This is a genomic window from Paenibacillus sp. B1-35 (genome assembly GCF_050474385.1).
GTDB lineage: Bacteria > Bacillota > Bacilli > Paenibacillales > Paenibacillaceae > Paenibacillus_B > Paenibacillus_B alvei.
This window is the reverse complement of the sequence record NZ_JBCHVJ010000001.1, coordinates 821,847-840,929: the sequence shown is the minus strand read 5'-3', so window position 1 is coordinate 840,929 and position 19,083 is coordinate 821,847. Positions and strand designations below refer to the sequence as shown.

The following is a 19,083-nucleotide window of genomic DNA, read 5'->3' as shown; positions in this document are numbered from 1 at the left end:
TATTGCATTTATATTGTTGCACGATTTGACAAAAATAAAGAGCATTTCTCATTACAAAGAAATGCTCTTACTTTAAAATGTTAAATTTACAATAACGTTTTGCACATATTGCTGTTTTTTGGGATCCACCAACTATAGCTGACCTTACTCCTTACGGAAGCCTCCATTAATCCTGCATCTTAAATCTAAATAGAAACGCTACAAGTCCAGATCTACGTAGATTGCGGCATGGTCCGATGCAGCCTGTGCAGCGTTCGTAATTTCAGGAAGATGTGGAAATAGGGTTCCGTCCTTACCGCCCCAAACGCCCGCACGGTAAATGCCCCCGCCACGGGCGAGCTGGAACAGCGCAGGCGACATTAATATATAGTCAATTTTGTCTTTGGCCTCACCGTCGCCCCAAGTGCCGGGCCTGCCCGCAAAATCGAAACCTTCGATTTCACTGGCGTCTTTAAGATCCGAACCGTCCCGTAGAAGTGGGGCAAGTGAATCGCTATCTGGACTATCGTTAAGGTCCCCCATCACGGCAATTAGATCAATATTCGAAGCACGCAGACCCTCATAAATTTCGCGAACTCGCTTTGCCTGCTTCTTTCTAAGTGCTTCATTGTCATTTGCTTTGCTCTTGAAGTGGTTGGCCAAAATGACCAAGTTTCGACTTCCTGGCAAAGAAATGTGGTACTCTGCGCAATCACGGTTAAACACTCGCATACCGTCCACCATATCATCAACGTGGCTTCGCATGAAATCAATTGCAAATGGTGCTCGAGTAAAAAGTCCGACATCGATACCGCGAGTATCATTCCCATCGATTAAGAGTGCGTGATCAAAACGCCAATTTGCAATGGGATAAAGTATTTGTTCGTTAAACATAACAAGTGAGGGCCTATGCTCAGCCTCTACCACCACCATGATTTGGGGGTCAATGTTTCGGATCACCCTTGCGGTGTTCTGCGTTGCGCGCTCATTTACTGCTTCAGTCTTTAATTCAAGCCATCCTATCCAATCTTCGCGACCGTTTGCGACAACCTTTAGTGTATCATTCTTTCTAGTAACAAATTTTCCGCGATTCCGACGCAGTATGACAAAATCTGACTCATCTTTTTCCTTAAGTCCAAGTGCCTCCATCAAGCGCACAATCTCAATTTTATCGGTTGAACTGTACGTCTGCTGAGCTATAAGCGCATTAAGTTTCGCGACCCCTTCTAAAACTTTCTGGCCGGATACAAGCATAGTTTCCGAATCAATTCCATTTACCCATTCGGTCTGATTTAGAATCTTAGCCCGCTCAAAGAGATTTTCGACATTGTATGAAGCTAGCCTCAAAAAAATTACCTCCTTATACTTGTTGCATCTAATCAGCCATGATGCCAAACTTGGCAAGTTTACGCACGACATGGTCGACGGACGGCGCATTTTCAATAATGATATTCACCACTTCATCAGCATCATCAACAAGACGAATATAGCGTTTGTATTCCTCCTAATTACTTCGGAATTCCCAAAGTATTGTAACCGAATGCGTTAGCAATAATTCATCAAATTTCATTGTCACTATGCAGCGCGCACTCGTCCGCCTTTGATAAATGGCTCTCTTACGAATCATCATGGTTACCGTTTGAATCGGTAATGTTATTATGTTCTTGTGATGCGATAAGATGTGCCACATTTCGTAAACGTGATAATTACAAACAAAAGGAGCCTCACGGGCTCCTTTTGTTCTACGAACATTAAAAAATCCCTAATTTGGGGATTATAATAATTTTTTTCGGTCTTCAATACCATGGATATGTTACCAGCAGTCTGTAATCCAATACGTGTTCTCTTGCGTGGGGTGAAGGCCGTCATATTGATGTTGATTGCTGCAACGGGACTCGCCCCATTGCAGCAATTTGGACTATAAACTAGCCGCTCGCTGCTCCGGAAAAACAACATTGGAACTCTGTCATTTTGAGCCAACGCGGAAACATCTCGTCCCCTCATTCTCCCCCATGATAACCTCATCTGCAATTCCGATGAACAGTCCGTGTTCGACCACGCCGTTCATTCGGGATAGCTCCTGGGCGAGGCGTTCTGGTTGATCGATAGATGCGAACTTGCAGTCTAGAATATAGTTGCCATTTTCGCTCCAATAAGGTACAGGCGGTGTCCCAAGAGAGCGTAATTTTGCTTCCCCTCCCAAGTCCCTGAGCTTCTTCGCGATCTGGCTCCACATTAGCGGAATCACTTCGATCGGTAGCGCGTATGTGCGGCCGAGTACGCTTGCTTGTTTTCTGGAATCTGTAATAATAATCGTGCTAGCGGAACAAGAGGCAACCAGTTTTTCCTTAAGCAAGTAGCCGCCTCCCCCTTTTATCAATCGCAGATACGGATCGAATTCATCTGCTCCGTCAACGGTAAGATCAATTTTTTCCGGAATCTGAGTCGTAATCAGTGGAATGCCAACTAAGGTACAGAGGCGCTCCGTCTCTTTGGACGTAGGCACGCCGGTTACTTGAAGCCCTTCTCGCACTTTCTCTCCGAGAAATTGGATAAAGTGGCTTGCCGTGCTTCCGCTTCCGATCCCGATTATCATTTTGTCTTCTACATAAGCCAGCGCCCTTAATGCAGCTAGCTCTTTTTCTTGTTCATAATTGGTCATCTGTCGTTTCACCCACGCAAAGCTAGCTGATTTTTTGATACAACCTCTTCAACGAACAATTTGGTCTTAACAAAGGCTTCCCCCTCCGTATCGACCACTTTCCGCGATATATGCTTCATAGTGTAGAACACATTGTATTTTGTTCATATGTATAAAAGTATATTCAAACCCTTGTCGCGCTTATCTTCCTATAATAAAGGTATCTTATAACCGCGACCCCGAAGCGGATCTTTATTCTTTTCATGGACGAGCTGCTCAATCGTGTGAATTCCATCCCCCACGACATTGGCTAATACGAGATGCAGTATCCCTACAACCTCATCGCCCATAATCAGGAATCGATATTCTTTACTTGTCATGAATTTTTCAAGCAGAACGGTTTGATCGTGTTTAAACGCCATCTCAAATGATATTTGATAGTCCTTTTCGAGAACGCAACGATTATATAGTCTGAGGCTGTTTTCTAAAATTGGTGTGAAATGATCTCGTAATGGGCGGCATCCGCATCATTATATCTCTTAACCCATTATCATGAATAGCTTGCGAGTTGATTGGGATACTATCCAAGGGTGACGGAAAGTCGTGTATTTGGACACTTGGAATTTTTTTATTTTAGTAGTAGTTAGGAGCAGATAAGCTTGAGCTGGGAAAACGTAAGGCAGCAAATGATCCATCTTGCAAAGCAGGAATACGAATTGACGTGGAATAAAGGAACCATCAAGGAATATGATATGCAAGCACGGATACGTGAATATTGGCAACAAGGTGTTTATAAGGAAGTATCAATACCAGAATATATAACAATTCCAGGAAGTGCTTGGAGTGCTGCCTTTATCTCATGGATTGTGACTCAGGCAGGCGGAGGCGATCGTTTTGGCAAGGTTCATGATGAATCAAATTATCGGAATGAATTCGGAAATCCGGCCGCACATTGGCGCTATACTGCGCCTGCCAAGATTAATCGACAAATGAATAGTGCAAGTAATCCCTTCTGGGCTTTCGCTATTAATGAGGTGAGACCACAAGAAGGTGATATTGTAGTAAAGAGTAGAAATGGAAGCGGTGCAACGTGGAACGACTTTATTTCTAAAGAGACGCATGGTGACATTGTCATTGGTGTAAGCTCCACTTACATAACAGTCATCGGCGGAAATGTATCAGATACGGTTAAGCAAAATACTTTCCCGCTCAATGATAATGGATTTGTCAATTCAACTGGTGGAGAAAACTCTCATTTCGCAATTGTGCGGATCAATGTATAGCTGGTATATAGACGGTTTGTGGTTCTCTGGAGATCCAAGGATCGTGCAATCGCATGAATATTGCCGCGATCTCTTAGCCTATCGCTCCCGAACCCATAATAAAAATCCCATCAGGTTCTTTACGATGGGATTTTTGTCTATTCACAACAGGAATGCTGCCCTTTAATTACATAAGAAGTACGATACCTTATCATGAAGAATCAACTATTTTTGATGAATGAAATCATTTAGTAACCTTATCAACTCTATTTGTCCATATATAGCCCTGATATCCTTCTGGAATTTTTTCAAGGCTTTCTTTTGTGTCAAATCCTTCTGACCATTTACCATTTCCCTCTACGATTACGACCCGCGTGTTGACAGACTCCATTCTATCAATAAATTTATTTGGCCAACCCCATAAGAACTTCGCATAATTTAAAGGCAAATGCAGCTCCATATTATGCAATTCTTTCGGAATATATCCCGTCCAACCTAATAATTCATATTTTAAAAGTGCATTTTTCATCATTGTTTTCGTTAACAATTTCAACTCTGCATGTTTTGAACGTAAATAATCAAACCCTTCGCTGTCTCCATCACCATAAACTGTTATTTTATCTAATTGATTTTTAGACATTTTACTTAAATAAGAATCCCACAATACTTTTGTTGTTTCCATATCTCCATCTTTGTCATGAATTAAAAACTCTTTATTAGGAAAAGCTGCAAACACCTCATCTAAGCTTGGCATCATACCAATGCCTTTGCCACGAAACGGATAGCTCTCTCCATTATCAGCCGTATATCTATAGCCGACATCTAGTTTCTTCAATTCGTTCATTATATAATCTTTGACTTCACCTTTACCATTTGTTCTATACGCTAAAGTAAAATCATGAAAAACAGCTAATTGATGATCCTTCGTTAACTGAATATCTAATTCCACGACGTCAGCACCATGATCAAATGCTGCCTTCATAGAAGGAATTGTATTTTCTAAATAAGGGTGCTCAGGTGGATAAATGATTTCAGCTGTATTCGTATCATACTCTACCTGTGAAATATCAAAGGTTTGAGCCAACCCTCTATGAGCCAGAATCTTATAATTTGTATCTTTCGAATAAAATAGGCTCGTATTATTTATCCAAACCATAACAACCAAAAGGGTTACCCCAAAAATGATATATGTCTTTTTCTTTTTTCTTTTTTTCATTTGTTTATCCTTTCTTTTCTTACTTTAAAATGACTTTACATGTTATATCCCTTTTATAAGGGTAGTAGAACTTTTAATACAGTGCAATGTATAAAAATGTAATCCGGATAACGATTATCTGAAAATCAAATCTTTTTCTATACAGTTTAGTGACACAAGCATATGTTCACCGAATATCATTGAATCATTCAACAAACAAATAAAAAAGCCGCTGCTACGCGGCTTTTAAGCATATACGTTCTTGTCATCCGACATCTTTCGTATTACATTTTTCCTGCGCTCTATTGAATAATGAAGCATTCCCCTTTTTTCCGCGATCATTCACGAAATAAATACTGACACCTACTAATAACAGCCCTACGACAAGGCGGTAAGTAACCGGTTCATTTAAAAACACCGTACTGATGATTACGGCAATGATCGGTACAAGAAACGTAAATGTCCCGACTTTGCTTGCCTCTCCAGCATGAATAAGTTTGTAGTAAATGATATAGGCCAGTGGAATGCCGAAAGTAGAGCCGTATCCGAGTCCAAAAAGGTACTTACCATTCCATTCAATTGCTGACCAGTTTTCAACAATGGTTCCAGTACCTATTAGAATAACGCCACCAATGATAAACTGCAAAGACACCATCCAGAAAGCATCTACTTCGCTGCTCACCTTCTTTACATAAACCACGCCAAGTGCCCAGCTAAATGCCACAAGCAACCCTAAGACCACACCCATGCTCGATACATGAACGGTTAATCCGTCCACACTGACAACTACAATTCCAATAAATCCAATAATCATACCCATAATTTTAAACAGCGACATGTACTCTCCAAGCGAAATCCAAGCAAACAATCCAAGTAGAACGGGTTGAAAATAGACAAGCACAGAAAACAATCCTCCTGGTAAATAACTAAGCCCTATTGTCTGTAGCCCAAAAAAGAGAATCGTATTAAAGAATGCTGAAATACAATATTTCGGCCAATTTTCACGCCAGTTGATCCTGTTCCTCATTTTATATAGGAGAGCTGCAAGGATAAGGCCCCCAATTACGGTACGCATTCCTGCAAATAATAACGGGGGCGTATAAGGCACAGCCATTTTATAGATTGGCCAACTTCCACCCCAAATAAAGACTAATAATAGTAAGGCACACGTCGATTTTGTAAAGACCTTCCCCAATTGCCTATCCTCCCTTCAATAGTTGAATAGGAAACTAAGTCTTTGTCCATTCTCCAACGAATTCAGCTTCATTATAAGAATAGTAGTTATTCAGAATCTCCTCCCGATTATCAGCGAACAGTTGGTCTGCTACAGCTGAGACGAGTCTAGGTATCCCATATCTCATTCCAGGGAGCGAAGAGGCCGAAATACCACAGCTAACTATAGCTGAAAAGTTAAAAACAAAGAGCCCATGAAGAAGCTTTGTATCCTTTTTGTCTCGGCATGTGAAAGTAAAGTCAGGGCCAAGGTAAGGATACGCATCAAGCTTATGGTTGGCGTTCTCAGCAGGTGCATGATAATAGTCGTCCCAACGTGCAATATGAGGTTCAAACAGCTTAAGCTCTGGACGTAAAGAATGATCAGTCACAAGACCGGTGGAAATGATTAGAAAGTCAAAAGTGAAATTACCTTGTGGAGTAGTGACAATTACCTTCTCAGCTTCATACTGTACGTCAAGCCATGGGGCACCTAAGTGTAATGTAAAGCCGGGATGTGAGGCTGCACGTGCAAACGTGTCATTTGTAGGAGGTTGATGCTTAAAGTAATGGGCTATAACGGAATATTTATCAGCATCAGATAGAACATGAAAACGTTCAATTAGACCTGATACCCTCATTTGTCGAAGTGGGTTAATGCGCGGCATCTCCGTGCGGCGAACAAACACATGAGCCGAACCCACGCCTTCAGATAATGCAAAATTGGCATTGTCAAAAGCTGAGGCCCCACCGCCTAAAATGGCCACCTTCTTGTCTTTAAGGGTCTCAAAATCAATGTCTTCTGAGGTGTGTGCATAGAGGTGACGAGGTAATGTTTCGGAAATCATAGAGGGTACGTGCCATTCCCCTCCGCCTTGAATACCAGTAGCTAAGATAACCTTGCGGGCCAGTAATGGTTGAGAAGATGCTCCCGCTCCTTCCATATGCAGTCGATAAACATTTTCCCCTGCAGGCTCAATAAGCTTCACCTTTACCTCATTAACAACAGGTAAATGAAGAACCTTTCGATACCAACGTAAATAGTTCATCCAATCGTTCCGTGGAATCTTATCGATGTCCTCCCAACTTTGTGGTCCAAATTGCGCTTCCCACCAGGAGCGAAATGTCAGAGAAGGAACTCCAAGATCAATGGATATCAAATGTTTATCCGTGCGCAATGTCTTCATACGAGCGTAAGTTACCCATGGCCCTTCATATCCTTCAACGTTTTCGTCGATGACAAGGATATTAGATATTCTTTCACGCAAAAGCCCAAAGGCCACACCTAATCCACACTGGCCCCCTCCTACAATCACGGCATCGTAGACATGCCCCTCGGGATGGCGGGCCCGGCATACCCAGTCCTCTCCCCCAAATGCAAGATACGAAAGATCCCTTTTGACTTGTTCATTTAAAGCTTCTAAATTCATGATCTTCCACCTCTTTCAATATATGGATTATAATCTTCTGAACGAATCATTAAGTTATTCTTTACTTTATCGGAATGGCGGCTTTTTCTTGCACCGTCTTATGAGCAGCATTGATGTGATTACAACAATTTTCATTAAAACTTTCTGAAATCATCTACATTGCCTCACCTCCTTAATTTCACAATCAATATACCCTACCCCCCTATAGTATGTAAAGGGCTATTATAAAAATTTTAACAATTTTTTTAAGGCTCTCCATCAAACGAAGGAACTTCTTTGGTTGGATCAAATAGCGGGGTCGCCTGCCGGCTTCACCTGTGGCACGATCCGAAGCAGCCAAACCGAAAAGTGAAGCGGGAACAAGAAGCAGTTACAATAGCGTGAGGTCCCGCCTCTCTCCGGCCCTTTAGCCCAGTCGTTAACATGCCGCGGATCGATAGGCGTATATGCCGCATCGCTTGCCACGGCATAAGACTCTTGATTAGACATTCAGCAACTCGGCAATAGGATCAAGTTTTTGTCCTCAGCTTGGGACAAAAACTTGGTCCTATAAAACAAAAAAAGCCGAACTAAGACGGCTTTTTTAGGTGGTTATAGAGGATTTCGTGAAGTTGCTTCTTCATGAAAAGAAAGCTCTGGATGGGCATGCAAATGTCCGATCTCAATTATCTCTTCATTCCGAGTTTAGAGCATAGATAACAATAGATTACGCTTACTTAACTCCTCCAATTCGCTTATTCAAATCCAGTTTAATTTATAGATTGGATCCGATTAAGCTTTTGAAGCTTTAGAGAGCTTCAGCTTCTCCGTCTTCTTGTCACTAGGGACGAGAACAAGAATGGAAAGGATCGACAGTACGCAGAATGCAACATTCACGAGAAGGCCAACAGACGCCGCAAGTTCCAATTTGCCGGAGGCCGCTATTGTTCCATACACTGCCGCGGAAATCGCCACACCGAAGGAACCGCCTAGCGAACTTGCCATCTTGTAAATACCCGAAGCCACCCCGATTTTATCGGAAGGCGCAGCGGTTACCGCTGTATCGGTCGAAGGCGTCGCATACATTCCCAGGCCGATGCCGAACAACATAAAACCGATAAACACGAGGATAGAATAGGTCGTTCCTTCAACAAAGGTACAAGCCATCAAGGCAATCCCGATAGCTGTCAAAGTGGAACCGAGTAGCATCGGTCTACGCGCCCCGATCTTCTGCAGAATCTTCTCACCAACTCGAATCATGACCAGCACACTGACCAGATAACCGAGCGAGAGCATGCCTGTTGCAAATGCCGTGAAACCGCGACCCACTTGGATATACGTATTCGCGACCACAAGTGTACCGGCAACCGCATTCAACAGAAAATTGGAAATCGTTGCACCGGAATAGGCTTTATTCATGAACAAGGAGAAATCAATGAAACCGCTGCCAGCTTTATGAGTCTCAATTTTGAAGAATACAAAGGCAGACAGCAAGAATACAACAATTAGCAAAATCGTGGCAGCGCTAGTCCAACCAAACGAGGATCCACGGGTAATGAACAGATTCAATGAGATCATCGCTACGATAAAAGTCAACAAACCGCTAGCATCAAACTTGGAATTTCCGGTCTGTTCACCCTTACTCTCAGGAGTTCCCTTGATCAGGAAGATCCCGAGTATTGCGAACACAATGGAGATAATGAAAATCCAGCGCCAGCCCATATAAGTGGCAATCGCGCCCCCGGCAAAAGAACATACGCCCGAGCCGCCCCAGGAGCCGATCGACCAATAACTTAGCGCCCGCTGACGATCCGCTCCGTCATAATAAGTTTTGACTAGAGCTATCGTAGCCGGCATGATGCACGCGGCCGATAACCCCTGAACAATCCGTCCGATAATCAACAGAACGGAGCCGTGGGCAAGTATAAGAAACAAAGAGCCAATGATGCTAAGCACTAACCCAACATAAGTTAGCTTCATACGTCCAAGCTTGTCCGCCAATCCCCCGGCCACGACGATAAAAATCCCGGAGAATAATGCCGTCAAACTGATCGCGATATTAAGGACATCCAGTGAAATTCCTAGATCGGCTTGAACGTCTGGTACGATGTTAACCATGGATTGAGCAAATAGCCAAAAGGTGATTACTCCGAATACAATCCCGATGATCAGCTTATTTGTACCTCGATATTGGGTTTCCATATTACTTGTCATCCCTTCTTAAGTAGTCTACAACCACAGCGCCCATCGCTTCTGCAGCAATAAGCAAGCAGTCTTCATTGATGTCGAATTTAGGATGATGATGCGGGTAATACGTACCGTCTGCCGGCATCGCCCCAACGTAGAAGAATACGCTTGGGCGTTCTTTAGCATAATAGGCGAAATCCTCGGAAGGAGGCTGTGGTTCACAGCGTTCCACTCCAGTGACACCAGGTATAGAGCTGTTCTTTAATGAATTAGCTACGAATTCCGTCAACTCCGGATCGTTATAGAGTACAGGGTAATCATTCTGGTAATCCAGTTCATACGTAATTCCGAACATGGCCTGTAGTCCATCGAGTATCCGACGAATCTCCCGTTCAACCACTACACGGGTTTCTTCGGTCATAACCCGCACGTCACCTTCCAGTTCCACGGAATCTTTAATGACATTGAAGCTTCCCTTGCCATCGAAGGAGCCAATGGTAATCGACGCTACATCAAACGGATTCAAGCGCCGGCTAACAATCGTCTGCACCGCTTGAACGAAATAACTTCCAGCAACAATCGCGTCATTCGCCATATGAGGCGAGGAGCCATGTCCGCCTTTGCCAATAATTTTTACTTTGAAATAAGCGCGTCCGGTCTGTATATTTCCTTCGCGATAAAATATTTTTCCCGTCTCCAGCGTAGACATCACATGAATGCCAAATACATTATCTACGCCATCAAGGCAGCCATTTTTGATCATTTGCATTGCGCCGCCAGGAGGAGTCTCTTCCGCATGCTGATGCAGGATAACTATCTTGCCCCGGAGCTGATCCTTCATCTCGATTAAGGTCTCGCCCAGAATGAGCATGTAAGCTGTATGCCCATCATGACCGCACGCATGCATAACGCCGGGGCTCTCCGACGCAAATGGAAGTCCGGTCTCCTCTGTAATTGGAAGCGCATCGAAATCGGCGCGGATAGCAACCGTCTTCCCCGGTTTACCGCTATCGATCGTAACGACAACTCCATTTCCACCAACGTTGTTACGAACTTCACAATCCTTATCAGCATAGAAATTGCGAATATATTTAGCTGTATTCTCCTCATGAAAAGATAGCTCAGGGTGAGCATGCAAGTAACGCCTTATCTCAATGATCCGCTCTTTCTTTTCGCGTAGTCTTTGAAATAATTGTTCCTTCATTCCAAATGACCTCCTTCATTTTGTCCTGTTAAGTAACATCAACATTGAACAATGTTTATATCCTTATATTAAAGAAATCCAGTCCAATTTAAGTTCGTTATATTTACCTGTTATTCTTATTTTTTGTCATCTTTGCTGACCTTTAAGCATCACAGGACAAAAAAAAGGAATTTCCATTTTACTTTTCTTCCCCAGCGGTTCAGTTATTCATAAATTTTGTGCAATTCAATGAAATGAATCGCATTAATGTCCAGATAAGCATAAAACGACCATTCTTCTTCAATCCAATCATCCGCTAATTCCAGGGCAGGCAGAGACGCCTGAACAATATAATTCATCACTTCCAGATCCCGTCCGTATTTGGTAGTGACTTCTCCCCATTTGTAATAAAGCGCCCCATGTGTGCGGTCAAATATGAATTTACGGATTTGGTACGGTCCCGGTGCGAGTCCGGACAAATGGATATGCAGCTCCTTCCTCAGGCTTTTAACATAAATCTCTTCCACGGAGTAACGTGGATTGAAGTTTTTGCGATTGAACAGAACCAGCTGATATCCTTTCTCGTTTTGCGTCATAATATAGTCATTGCCTTGGGCTACGATTTTACCGCGGAGACGCTCTTTAAATTGAACCGCATAGTAGGCAGGCCTTTTTCCACTGTAATAATGAAACAGTTCAAGCCCATCCAACACAATGTTCCCGCCCTTATGCTCTTCCTCATGCAGCTCTGTGCTCAGCCAGAAGCCGATGCCTTCTACCTCACTGCTAAGATCAAAGATCATCTTCATGATCTGGGCTCCGCGAAAGAATATCCCGTTCGTATATCGCGTATTCCCGCTTAACGTATTCCATGTAATGAGGATAAGCGGCTTCTCGATGTGCTGCTGATTCAGATATTTCTTCAAAGCCAGCGTCTTCGAAAGAATATAATCCTCCTTTTCTTTGAATTCGTTGACGTCGTAGTTATCAAAGTTGACGACCTCGTTCTGATTGGCGTTATACGATATGAAATCAATATGTTTCATCTCCTCCAGTTGCCAGCGGTGTGAAGTGGAAATTTCGGAATTCTGCTCTGAGAAGGGCATAAATAAGCCAACCTTCAAGCTTTGAGAACGGTTCTTCAAAACTTGGTACAACCTTAAATAGACGCGTCTCATTTTTGCAGCCGATACAAGTGTCAGCTGAGGATTAAAAAACATGACACTCCAGCTGCCCACAAACCGCGGGCCAAATACATTCAGAACATGGCAAATGAACTCGTCCAGCTTTTTAAAATATCGCTCTTCATCTTTCGTAATCTCCTGATATTCCACCCGAATAAACAAATCAAGGCCTGCCTGCTGCAAAAAATGCAGAGTAATGTCCGCATTCACATACGGCGATGAGGTTGCGAACGGCTCGTCCGTCTCCACCTCAGGCAAAAAGGTTCGACCATATATCAAATTCCGTATTCCTACATGTGTAATGCGCAGCTCATGTTTGGATTGCAGGACCTGCTGGCGCACATTTTCCTTAAGCAGTTCCTTCAATTCGCCAATCACTAGAATATGATCGCTTGCCGCAACCTCCGCCGCCTTATCCGGGCGAATCTGGATTTCTCTCGTCTTGAACTGTGCTTCATTAGGTAGTTGACTTGTATCGGCGTCTTCAATGTATCGGGATAACCGTCCAATGAGTTCCGGAGTGTAGAGGATCGGGGGGATCTCCGTTATATCGGCCGCGTTTCTCGTATCCTCATGCATTCCACCGGAATGCTCCAGCCGATACTGGCTTGGTGATTTCCCATAGTTCATTTTAAATACCGTACTGAAATGCTTCGTACTTAGAAACCCATGATTAAGCGCAATTTGCAAAATCGGCTCTGTCGTATATAACAGGGCTTCCACGCTATGCTTCAAACGGATCTGGTTTAAGTACTGCTGAAAGCCGATACCTGTTATTTTCTTGAAATAACGAGATAAATACGATACCGATAAATACTCCCTATCCGCTACCTCCTTCAACGTCAAGGGCTCATCATATTTTTGCTCCATATAGTTCATAATTCGAGTGATTCTCTCATCGAAATGCTTTCCTGTCCGCAGAGAGATTTCTCTTCTAAAGAAACGGGTAAGCAACAGCATCGTCCGATAAATATTGCTCTGGATCTCAAGATTACTGCTGTCATCATTCCTAGAGCTGGAGATTATCATTTCCGATAAGTGCCGGCGAAGCATGCCCAGCATATTTTCCCGGCCATAATCCATCTCCTGCGAGATACAATGAAACCGGGAGTGGAAGTATCCTTCATAGTGAGAGGCAAAAAAATGTCCGGCTATCTGCAATACGATCAGTACATTATTGTCACTTCCTCGAATGGAATGGCTCTCATTATGATTGATGACCATCACATCACCTTCATGCAGGGTGTAGTTAGACTGGGTAATATGTATTTCCACCTCGCCCTGAATCATGAAAATGATTGTAACGCCTGAAAACTGTGTTGGTGGAAGGTGCTTAATATTTTCCACCCTCACCTGATAGTCCTCTCGTCTCTGCATCGCCATTGGGACCAGACCTCCTGTTATTTTTTTCTCATTATAAGGCCTAACCATAAAACACAGAGTGATCAAAGATTCACAATAGGCAATGTAATCTCTATAAAGCACTGCTCCAGACAGATCATCCACTCCGCGAAAACTATTTTATGAACGCATTTTTGACTATCTTTCTGCATACACTGGCGAGTGTGAATTAGGCCTTTGTTCTATCATGTTCATAAGCAGCACCAATTATTGATCCATGGATGATATGAACCAGCTTCGTGTCTGGATGATCGGCTACAAATTTATGGGCAAGGCCAATAGTCATGCTTATCGTGTTCTGCCTATGTTCTTTCCACAGGCGCTCAAGCGGGAGTAGGTATCTTTCTCCTCCCGGATACAAAAGCATCGGAATTGCCAGCCACACCACACCAATAATACAACCGCCAATCTGGGAATGTAGCCCTCTATGCAACAAAAAAAGTGCCCGTATGAATTACAGGCACTTTGATAAAAATTTGATTTAGTTCTGACGATTTAATCAACTTTGCTGTTGCTTAATCAATGCACTGAGAAACCCTTGGGCATTCAGTAGAAAATTAGAATGTTACGCTTGTTCTGCCCAGTTAGCCGGATATGTTACATAGATAAATCGTGCATATTCTGGCACAGAAAATTGAATCTTACTTCCTTTTGGAATCAGGATCACTTCTCCTGGATCAGCTGACACCTTTGTACCATCAATGATAACATCCAGATGTCCCCCAATCACATAATCAATTTCATCATAGTTAAGTGTCCAGTCAAAGGTTGTCTCTTTCATTTCCATGATACCGCAGCCAAGTCTTGGACTTTCCTTTAGCGAAAAAAGATCTTTACAATAGACGATATCATTAGGGTTGCCTGTGTCGAGACGATCCTCTTCTGTTACTTTCATATTTGGCACTTTAACGGAAGTAATCCCTCCAGGACCTCTATAAACATTCTCTTCAACAGCATCAGCCCCTAATTTTTCCATGATGATTTTACGAACCATCTCTTCAATCATCTTTTTATCGATACTCATGGGTACCCTCCTCTAATTTCTTGGTGCAGTTTTTTTGGAACCATTTTACTTGCAATGAGCATAGCAACCAATAGAGCTGTGATACACTTTCCTGATCTTCAATACAGATAATAAACACAAAGAGGCCTAAAGTTATACCGATTCCGTAGGAATGTTATAACCTTAAGCCTCTTTGCTTTAAGTAAGACTACGCCTTTGTAGTCCTCTATTACATATTAAACGTGAATGAAACTATTGTTCCACACGCTGTAGATTCAAATTGCATGCTCCCTTTTAGTTTATCCTCTACATAGCTATTTACAATAGATAAACCTAAACATTTTTGTGAACATTCTTCAACGTTGAATCCTTTGCCATCATCTATTGCTCCAATCGTGCTCAACATGCAATACTTGTTGGAGCGGGTTCATCAACTGCATCTCACCACAGACTTGGCTTCAGCAGCCATGGCAATCGAATCGACGCCTACGGTATTGGGGAGAACGTTGCTACCTTAAGTGCAACAAGTACCGCTTCGACAACCGGTTTTACCGACTATTTCAATGGAACATCTTCTGCTTCGCCTGTCGTTGTAGGTTCGATTCTACAACTGCAAGGGATCGCGAAAGCCCAATTCGGCGTACCGTATTCGCCAGATGAAATTCGTAGAATACTGAGATAGTTACCGTTCAATACCCCGACTACCGATATAGCAAATGATAGAATCGGTACCCTACCTAATTTGCAACAAATAATTACGAATTTACCTGCGCCAGGTGCTGTCCCTAACGATACAGAAGCACCACTCGCACCAACCAATCTAGTTGTTAATTCTACCTCTGGCACAGCTAGCTTGAATTGGACAGCTTCTACGGACAATGTTGGATTGATCGGCTATGACATTTATGTAAATAACGATCCTATTGCTAAAGCAAGATCAACTAGCAACTCCGCCACGATCAGTGGATTAACAAGTGGTTCATATACGTTTACTGTTAAGGCTCGGGATGGCTTTAGTAATTTATCTGCGGCAAGTAACTCGGTGACCGTTCAAGTTCAAGTTGACCCCTGCCCTGCTCCATGGAGCGCTTCCTCCACTTATGTTCAAGGTGACATTGTTTCTTATAACGGTGTGAAGTATCAAGCCAAATGGTGGACGCAAAATGAATATCCAGATCTGAAATGTGGCCCTAACGATGTTTGGACTGTGCTTGATCCTTGCTAAAAAGAATAAATAACTTGATTAAATAAAAGAGAGGTAGGGGCATATCCATACCTTACCTCTTCTATTATTATCTTCGATAACCCTATACTTCAGCTCTAATAGCAGGTTAATATTTCTCTCTTTATCTTTTTATGCAACCCGCATTTTATCGAATTGGGAGCGATAGTCATTGTATATCATTCAATACTATTTGGGCATTGTATTCACAATCAATCCAATATGTGTAAAGTAGTTCATGGCTCCAAATAGAACAAAGGCTATGCCTGCAAGTGCCCAAAGGAACTTAATAACTTTAGCAAAGTTTCGATTTGCGTCTTTGTTTAAGGCAAAAGGAAATAATACAGCTCCAATCCCTATAATCGCGAATAATCCTGACATAAAAGTAGCTTCCAACATTGGATAATCAGCAAAAGCTCCTGATATTGGTTCTTCTGGTGGCGCTGCAAATAATTGAAATCCAATACCTGCAAATGCGATTGAGATGAGTGCTAGCCCCATTGCTGCAGCAAAATAAGATACTGGTTTTAATAAATACGGTAATTCCGCCTTTAATGTATTGGATACTATTTTCGTATCGTTCATATTAATGCCTTGTTTTACATATAGATTAGATTTTCTCCATATTAAGACGGTTGCAGCCAGAAGCAGAACCCCAAAACCTAGAGAAGACTCACCAAATATAATATCATCAAATGGGAATCCAATCTTTGACAAGGGCCAAGTAAGGGTCATATGAGCTCCTGTTAGCGTTAATATAAACCCGGGTATTCCAAATCCTATAGCCCAACCTTCTAGTTGTCCAACTTTTCCTTTGGCTAAATGGGATTCAAATCGAAGAATTAATAATAACCCTATACCAGTTGCAACTGACATTATTGTGTTATACACAGCTGTTGTTGACCAATCGATAACCATTTAAAAAACTCCTCACTTAAATTGTTACATATTATTTCCTTTAACTTTATTCATACTTCTTCAGCAAAGTTAGAAGGATTTTATCATCACTAGCTTTCAGACTAGATCAAATGATTTATACTGACGATGATAGACAAAAAGCAAAGTACGATAGCCGGTATTGCTTTTGGAAAAGGATCCTTAGCAATAGCAAGAAGAGTAAAGGCTGCGACAAACATCGTAACCGCTAGTAAAAATCCTGCAATAACAGCCGCTATTGGAAACCAAATACCTGCAAATAATCCGATTGCAGATGCAATCTCAATAAATCCCGTCAAAAAATTAAAGATGGGAGGCATGCCGAAACGCTTGAACTCATCTGCCATTTTACCGGAAATAATCTTACTCCCAGTAAACATAAAAAATAATCCTATAATAACTTGCAAAATGATAATAACCAAGAAAATCCCCCATTTCTCGCAGCATATTATATGCTATAGCATATAATATGCAAAAATATTTATTTCCTCTAGCCAAAATCGTTTCTTAAAAGCTTTCATAGACGTAAGACCATAGAGTCGGGTCTTGTGCGTACCGTCTCGGGTAACGTGGAACGAAGATGATCTAACCGTCTTCCATAACACTTGCATACAGTTTTTCAAGTAAAGATTCCAGTTCCTGAATTTCATCTTCACTTAAGTACCTTGTCACGTGCTTGTGTGCTTCGATGACAACCGGCAGTAGTTCTGATTTGAGTAGTATTCCTTTATCGCTCAGATATAAGTTATGAGATCGTTTATCTGTATCATTTACAATCCGTTTGACGATCTCCTTCTTCTCGAGCGAGTGGATCATTCGAACAACCGTGCTCTGATCTCGGTCGATTGCTTCCGCAAGCTCTTTTTGAGTTGTTGGTCTATCCCCGTCTAGAACACTGATAATACTCCATTGCTCTGGCGTCATCTCATAGGGCTTTAATTTCTTTGTAAAATAGTTGGTCATTTTAACATCCGTACGGTGAATCAAAAAACCCGTCATATTATACAATTCCATAGTTTCCCTCCAATCATTAATATGGACTGTTGACTTACCTATAGTACCCCATTACTCCAGTACACCTGATTCCAATTCACATAGTCACATCATTGAACTCATACTGTTTCATTTTCTTTCACAAAAATTACATGCTATAGCATATAAAAAATTATTTAAAAAGTCAAGTATTACTCCGTAGAAACGCATTTCTCTTAAATGCTCACGTGTCCTTAGAATTTGATCGTTTGTAGATAAATTCATAGTGGTACCAACTTAAAACAACGGAAATTATGGGGATGTTGAATCTGCAAAAGATCTTTACCCCCCTCTCTGTAAAAGTAGTCCCCGTGGTAAAGTGTGGTTGCAACTATTCCACTTATGTTCAAGGTGATATTGTTTCTTATAACGGTGTGAAGTATCAGGCCAAATGGTGGACGCAAAATGAATACCCAGATCTGAAAAATAGCCCGAACGATGTTTGGACTGTGCTCGGTCCTTGCTAAAAAGAATAAAAACTTGATTAAATAAAAGAGAGGTAGGGGCATATCCATTCCCTACCTTACCTCTTCTATTATTATCTTCAACACAATCAATCTGATATTAATTTTGAATAAATACTGAGATCGTTAAACTTTCCATCTACTCTTTCATATTGTCTGAGTGTTCCTTCAAACGTAAAGTTGAGCTTTTGTAAAAGCTTCATAGAATTCACGTTTCTAGGGTCAACCCTTGCTTCGATTCGATTCAGCTTTAAAGATGAAAATCCATGTTCGATCAAAGAAGAGATAGCTTCTGTAGCGTATCCTCTTCCCCAAAATGATTTAGCAATGTCGTACCCAATCTCTGCCTTGCCATTTTCAAAATCTAAGTCATTATAACCACAAGAACCAATAATTTCATTGGACTCTTTGTTAATGATGGAGAAACGAATAGCCTTACGATCTTGAGAAAGATCATCAAGGAGATTAATCATTTCCTTTGCTTGATTTTCATTCGTAAAACAACAAATATTCATATATTTAATAACGTCTGGATCAGACCAAATTTTGAACAAACTAGACGAATCCGATATCTTCATTTTTCTCAAATGTAAACGTTCTGTGTGTAACTCTGTAATCAATACTTTTACCTCCATTATATGATAATAGTTAGGTTAAAAAATATTGACATCTGCGCATAGTTCAGTCCCTTCATTTTTTAAAGATAGATACATTATATAAGAGGCTATGGGCTTTATCTACACTTAATCCCAAAAAAGGACGGAGTTTAGGCA

Annotated in this window: 19 protein-coding genes; 4 read left to right on the top strand and 15 right to left on the bottom strand. The window is 41.8% G+C overall.

Translation table 11 applies throughout. The features are described from left to right. Positions 1–198: 198 nt before the first annotated feature. The 3 genes from ACQ5BJ_RS03750 to ACQ5BJ_RS03740 all read right to left on the bottom strand — a co-directional run bounded on the left by ACQ5BJ_RS03750 (position 199) and on the right by ACQ5BJ_RS03740 (position 3,000). A complete protein-coding gene (locus ACQ5BJ_RS03750; protein ID WP_430108637.1) occupies positions 199–1,326 on the bottom strand; it encodes an endonuclease/exonuclease/phosphatase family protein in 1,128 nt (375 codons plus the stop codon). Between the two features lie 619 nt (positions 1,327–1,945). Next, positions 1,946–2,641, bottom strand: coding sequence for a ribose-5-phosphate isomerase RpiA (gene rpiA, locus ACQ5BJ_RS03745; protein WP_163979176.1), 696 nt, complete (start codon positions 2,639–2,641; stop codon positions 1,946–1,948). A gap of 188 nt (positions 2,642–2,829) precedes the next feature. After that, complete coding sequence (locus tag ACQ5BJ_RS03740; protein WP_430108634.1) at positions 2,830–3,000, bottom strand: hypothetical protein; 171 nt, start codon at positions 2,998–3,000, stop codon at positions 2,830–2,832. Positions 3,001–3,279: 279 nt separating this feature from the next. On the opposite strand from ACQ5BJ_RS03740, the gene ACQ5BJ_RS03735 reads away from it, so the two are divergent. Further along, positions 3,280–3,903: a DUF2272 domain-containing protein gene (locus ACQ5BJ_RS03735; protein ID WP_430108631.1), complete on the top strand. Its 624-nt coding sequence runs from the start codon at positions 3,280–3,282 to the stop codon at positions 3,901–3,903. Between the two features lie 223 nt (positions 3,904–4,126). Here ACQ5BJ_RS03735 and ACQ5BJ_RS03730 read toward each other — a convergent pair whose 3' ends face one another. From ACQ5BJ_RS03730 to ACQ5BJ_RS03695, 8 genes are all read right to left on the bottom strand, one after another. Further along, positions 4,127–5,098, bottom strand: a complete 972-nt coding sequence (locus ACQ5BJ_RS03730; protein ID WP_268620636.1) for a glycerophosphodiester phosphodiesterase family protein — start codon at positions 5,096–5,098, stop codon at positions 4,127–4,129. A gap of 244 nt (positions 5,099–5,342) precedes the next feature. After that, positions 5,343–6,272 carry a DMT family transporter gene (locus ACQ5BJ_RS03725; protein ID WP_268620637.1) on the bottom strand — a complete coding sequence of 310 codons (930 nt, stop codon included), beginning with the start codon at positions 6,270–6,272 and terminating at the stop codon, positions 5,343–5,345. Between the two features lie 34 nt (positions 6,273–6,306). Then, positions 6,307–7,719 (bottom strand): NAD(P)-binding domain-containing protein, encoded by a 1,413-nt coding sequence (locus tag ACQ5BJ_RS03720; protein ID WP_430108627.1) that lies wholly within the window; start codon positions 7,717–7,719, stop codon positions 6,307–6,309. 285 nt (positions 7,720–8,004) lie between these two features. After that, positions 8,005–8,208 carry a hypothetical protein gene (locus tag ACQ5BJ_RS03715; protein WP_289355574.1) on the bottom strand — a complete coding sequence of 68 codons (204 nt, stop codon included), beginning with the start codon at positions 8,206–8,208 and terminating at the stop codon, positions 8,005–8,007. Positions 8,209–8,490: 282 nt separating this feature from the next. Then, the gene (locus ACQ5BJ_RS03710) at positions 8,491–9,900 is read right to left on the bottom strand and encodes an MFS transporter (protein ID WP_390917827.1); all 1,410 of its coding nucleotides are present in this window, start codon (positions 9,898–9,900) and stop codon (positions 8,491–8,493) included. Position 9,901: 1 nt separating this feature from the next. Further along, positions 9,902–11,089, bottom strand: coding sequence for a M20 family metallopeptidase (locus tag ACQ5BJ_RS03705; protein WP_430108624.1), 1,188 nt, complete (start codon positions 11,087–11,089; stop codon positions 9,902–9,904). A 203-nt stretch (positions 11,090–11,292) separates the two neighbouring features. Further along, positions 11,293–13,635 (bottom strand): helix-turn-helix transcriptional regulator, encoded by a 2,343-nt coding sequence (locus tag ACQ5BJ_RS03700; RefSeq protein ID WP_268594832.1) that lies wholly within the window; start codon positions 13,633–13,635, stop codon positions 11,293–11,295. A gap of 583 nt (positions 13,636–14,218) precedes the next feature. Then, positions 14,219–14,677: a cupin domain-containing protein gene (locus ACQ5BJ_RS03695; protein ID WP_430108621.1), complete on the bottom strand. Its 459-nt coding sequence runs from the start codon at positions 14,675–14,677 to the stop codon at positions 14,219–14,221. A gap of 355 nt (positions 14,678–15,032) precedes the next feature. Between ACQ5BJ_RS03695 and ACQ5BJ_RS03690 the strand changes: the two genes are divergently transcribed. Both ACQ5BJ_RS03690 and ACQ5BJ_RS03685 read left to right on the top strand, forming a co-directional pair. Next, on the top strand, positions 15,033–15,338 hold the full coding sequence (locus ACQ5BJ_RS03690) for a S8 family serine peptidase (protein WP_430109429.1): 306 nt from the start codon (positions 15,033–15,035) through the stop codon (positions 15,336–15,338). Positions 15,339–15,398: 60 nt separating this feature from the next. After that, positions 15,399–15,881: a carbohydrate-binding protein gene (locus ACQ5BJ_RS03685; RefSeq protein ID WP_430108618.1), complete on the top strand. Its 483-nt coding sequence runs from the start codon at positions 15,399–15,401 to the stop codon at positions 15,879–15,881. Between the two features lie 186 nt (positions 15,882–16,067). Here ACQ5BJ_RS03685 and ACQ5BJ_RS03680 read toward each other — a convergent pair whose 3' ends face one another. The 3 genes from ACQ5BJ_RS03680 to ACQ5BJ_RS03670 form a co-directional block, all read right to left on the bottom strand. Next, positions 16,068–16,796 carry a DUF981 family protein gene (locus tag ACQ5BJ_RS03680; protein ID WP_005550723.1) on the bottom strand — a complete coding sequence of 243 codons (729 nt, stop codon included), beginning with the start codon at positions 16,794–16,796 and terminating at the stop codon, positions 16,068–16,070. Positions 16,797–16,897: 101 nt separating this feature from the next. Further along, entirely contained in the window at positions 16,898–17,236 is a 339-nt protein-coding gene (locus ACQ5BJ_RS03675) for a DoxX family protein (protein WP_430108615.1), read from the bottom strand. Between the two features lie 163 nt (positions 17,237–17,399). Continuing rightward, entirely contained in the window at positions 17,400–17,828 is a 429-nt protein-coding gene (locus ACQ5BJ_RS03670; protein ID WP_430108612.1) for a MarR family winged helix-turn-helix transcriptional regulator, read from the bottom strand. A gap of 272 nt (positions 17,829–18,100) precedes the next feature. On the opposite strand from ACQ5BJ_RS03670, the gene ACQ5BJ_RS03665 reads away from it, so the two are divergent. Continuing rightward, the gene (locus tag ACQ5BJ_RS03665) at positions 18,101–18,313 is read left to right on the top strand and encodes a carbohydrate-binding protein (RefSeq protein ID WP_430108609.1); all 213 of its coding nucleotides are present in this window, start codon (positions 18,101–18,103) and stop codon (positions 18,311–18,313) included. Between the two features lie 86 nt (positions 18,314–18,399). Here the strand turns inward: ACQ5BJ_RS03665 and ACQ5BJ_RS03660 are convergent, their stop codons facing one another. Continuing rightward, entirely contained in the window at positions 18,400–18,930 is a 531-nt protein-coding gene (locus ACQ5BJ_RS03660) for a GNAT family N-acetyltransferase (RefSeq protein WP_005550719.1), read from the bottom strand. Positions 18,931–19,083 lie beyond the last annotated feature (153 nt).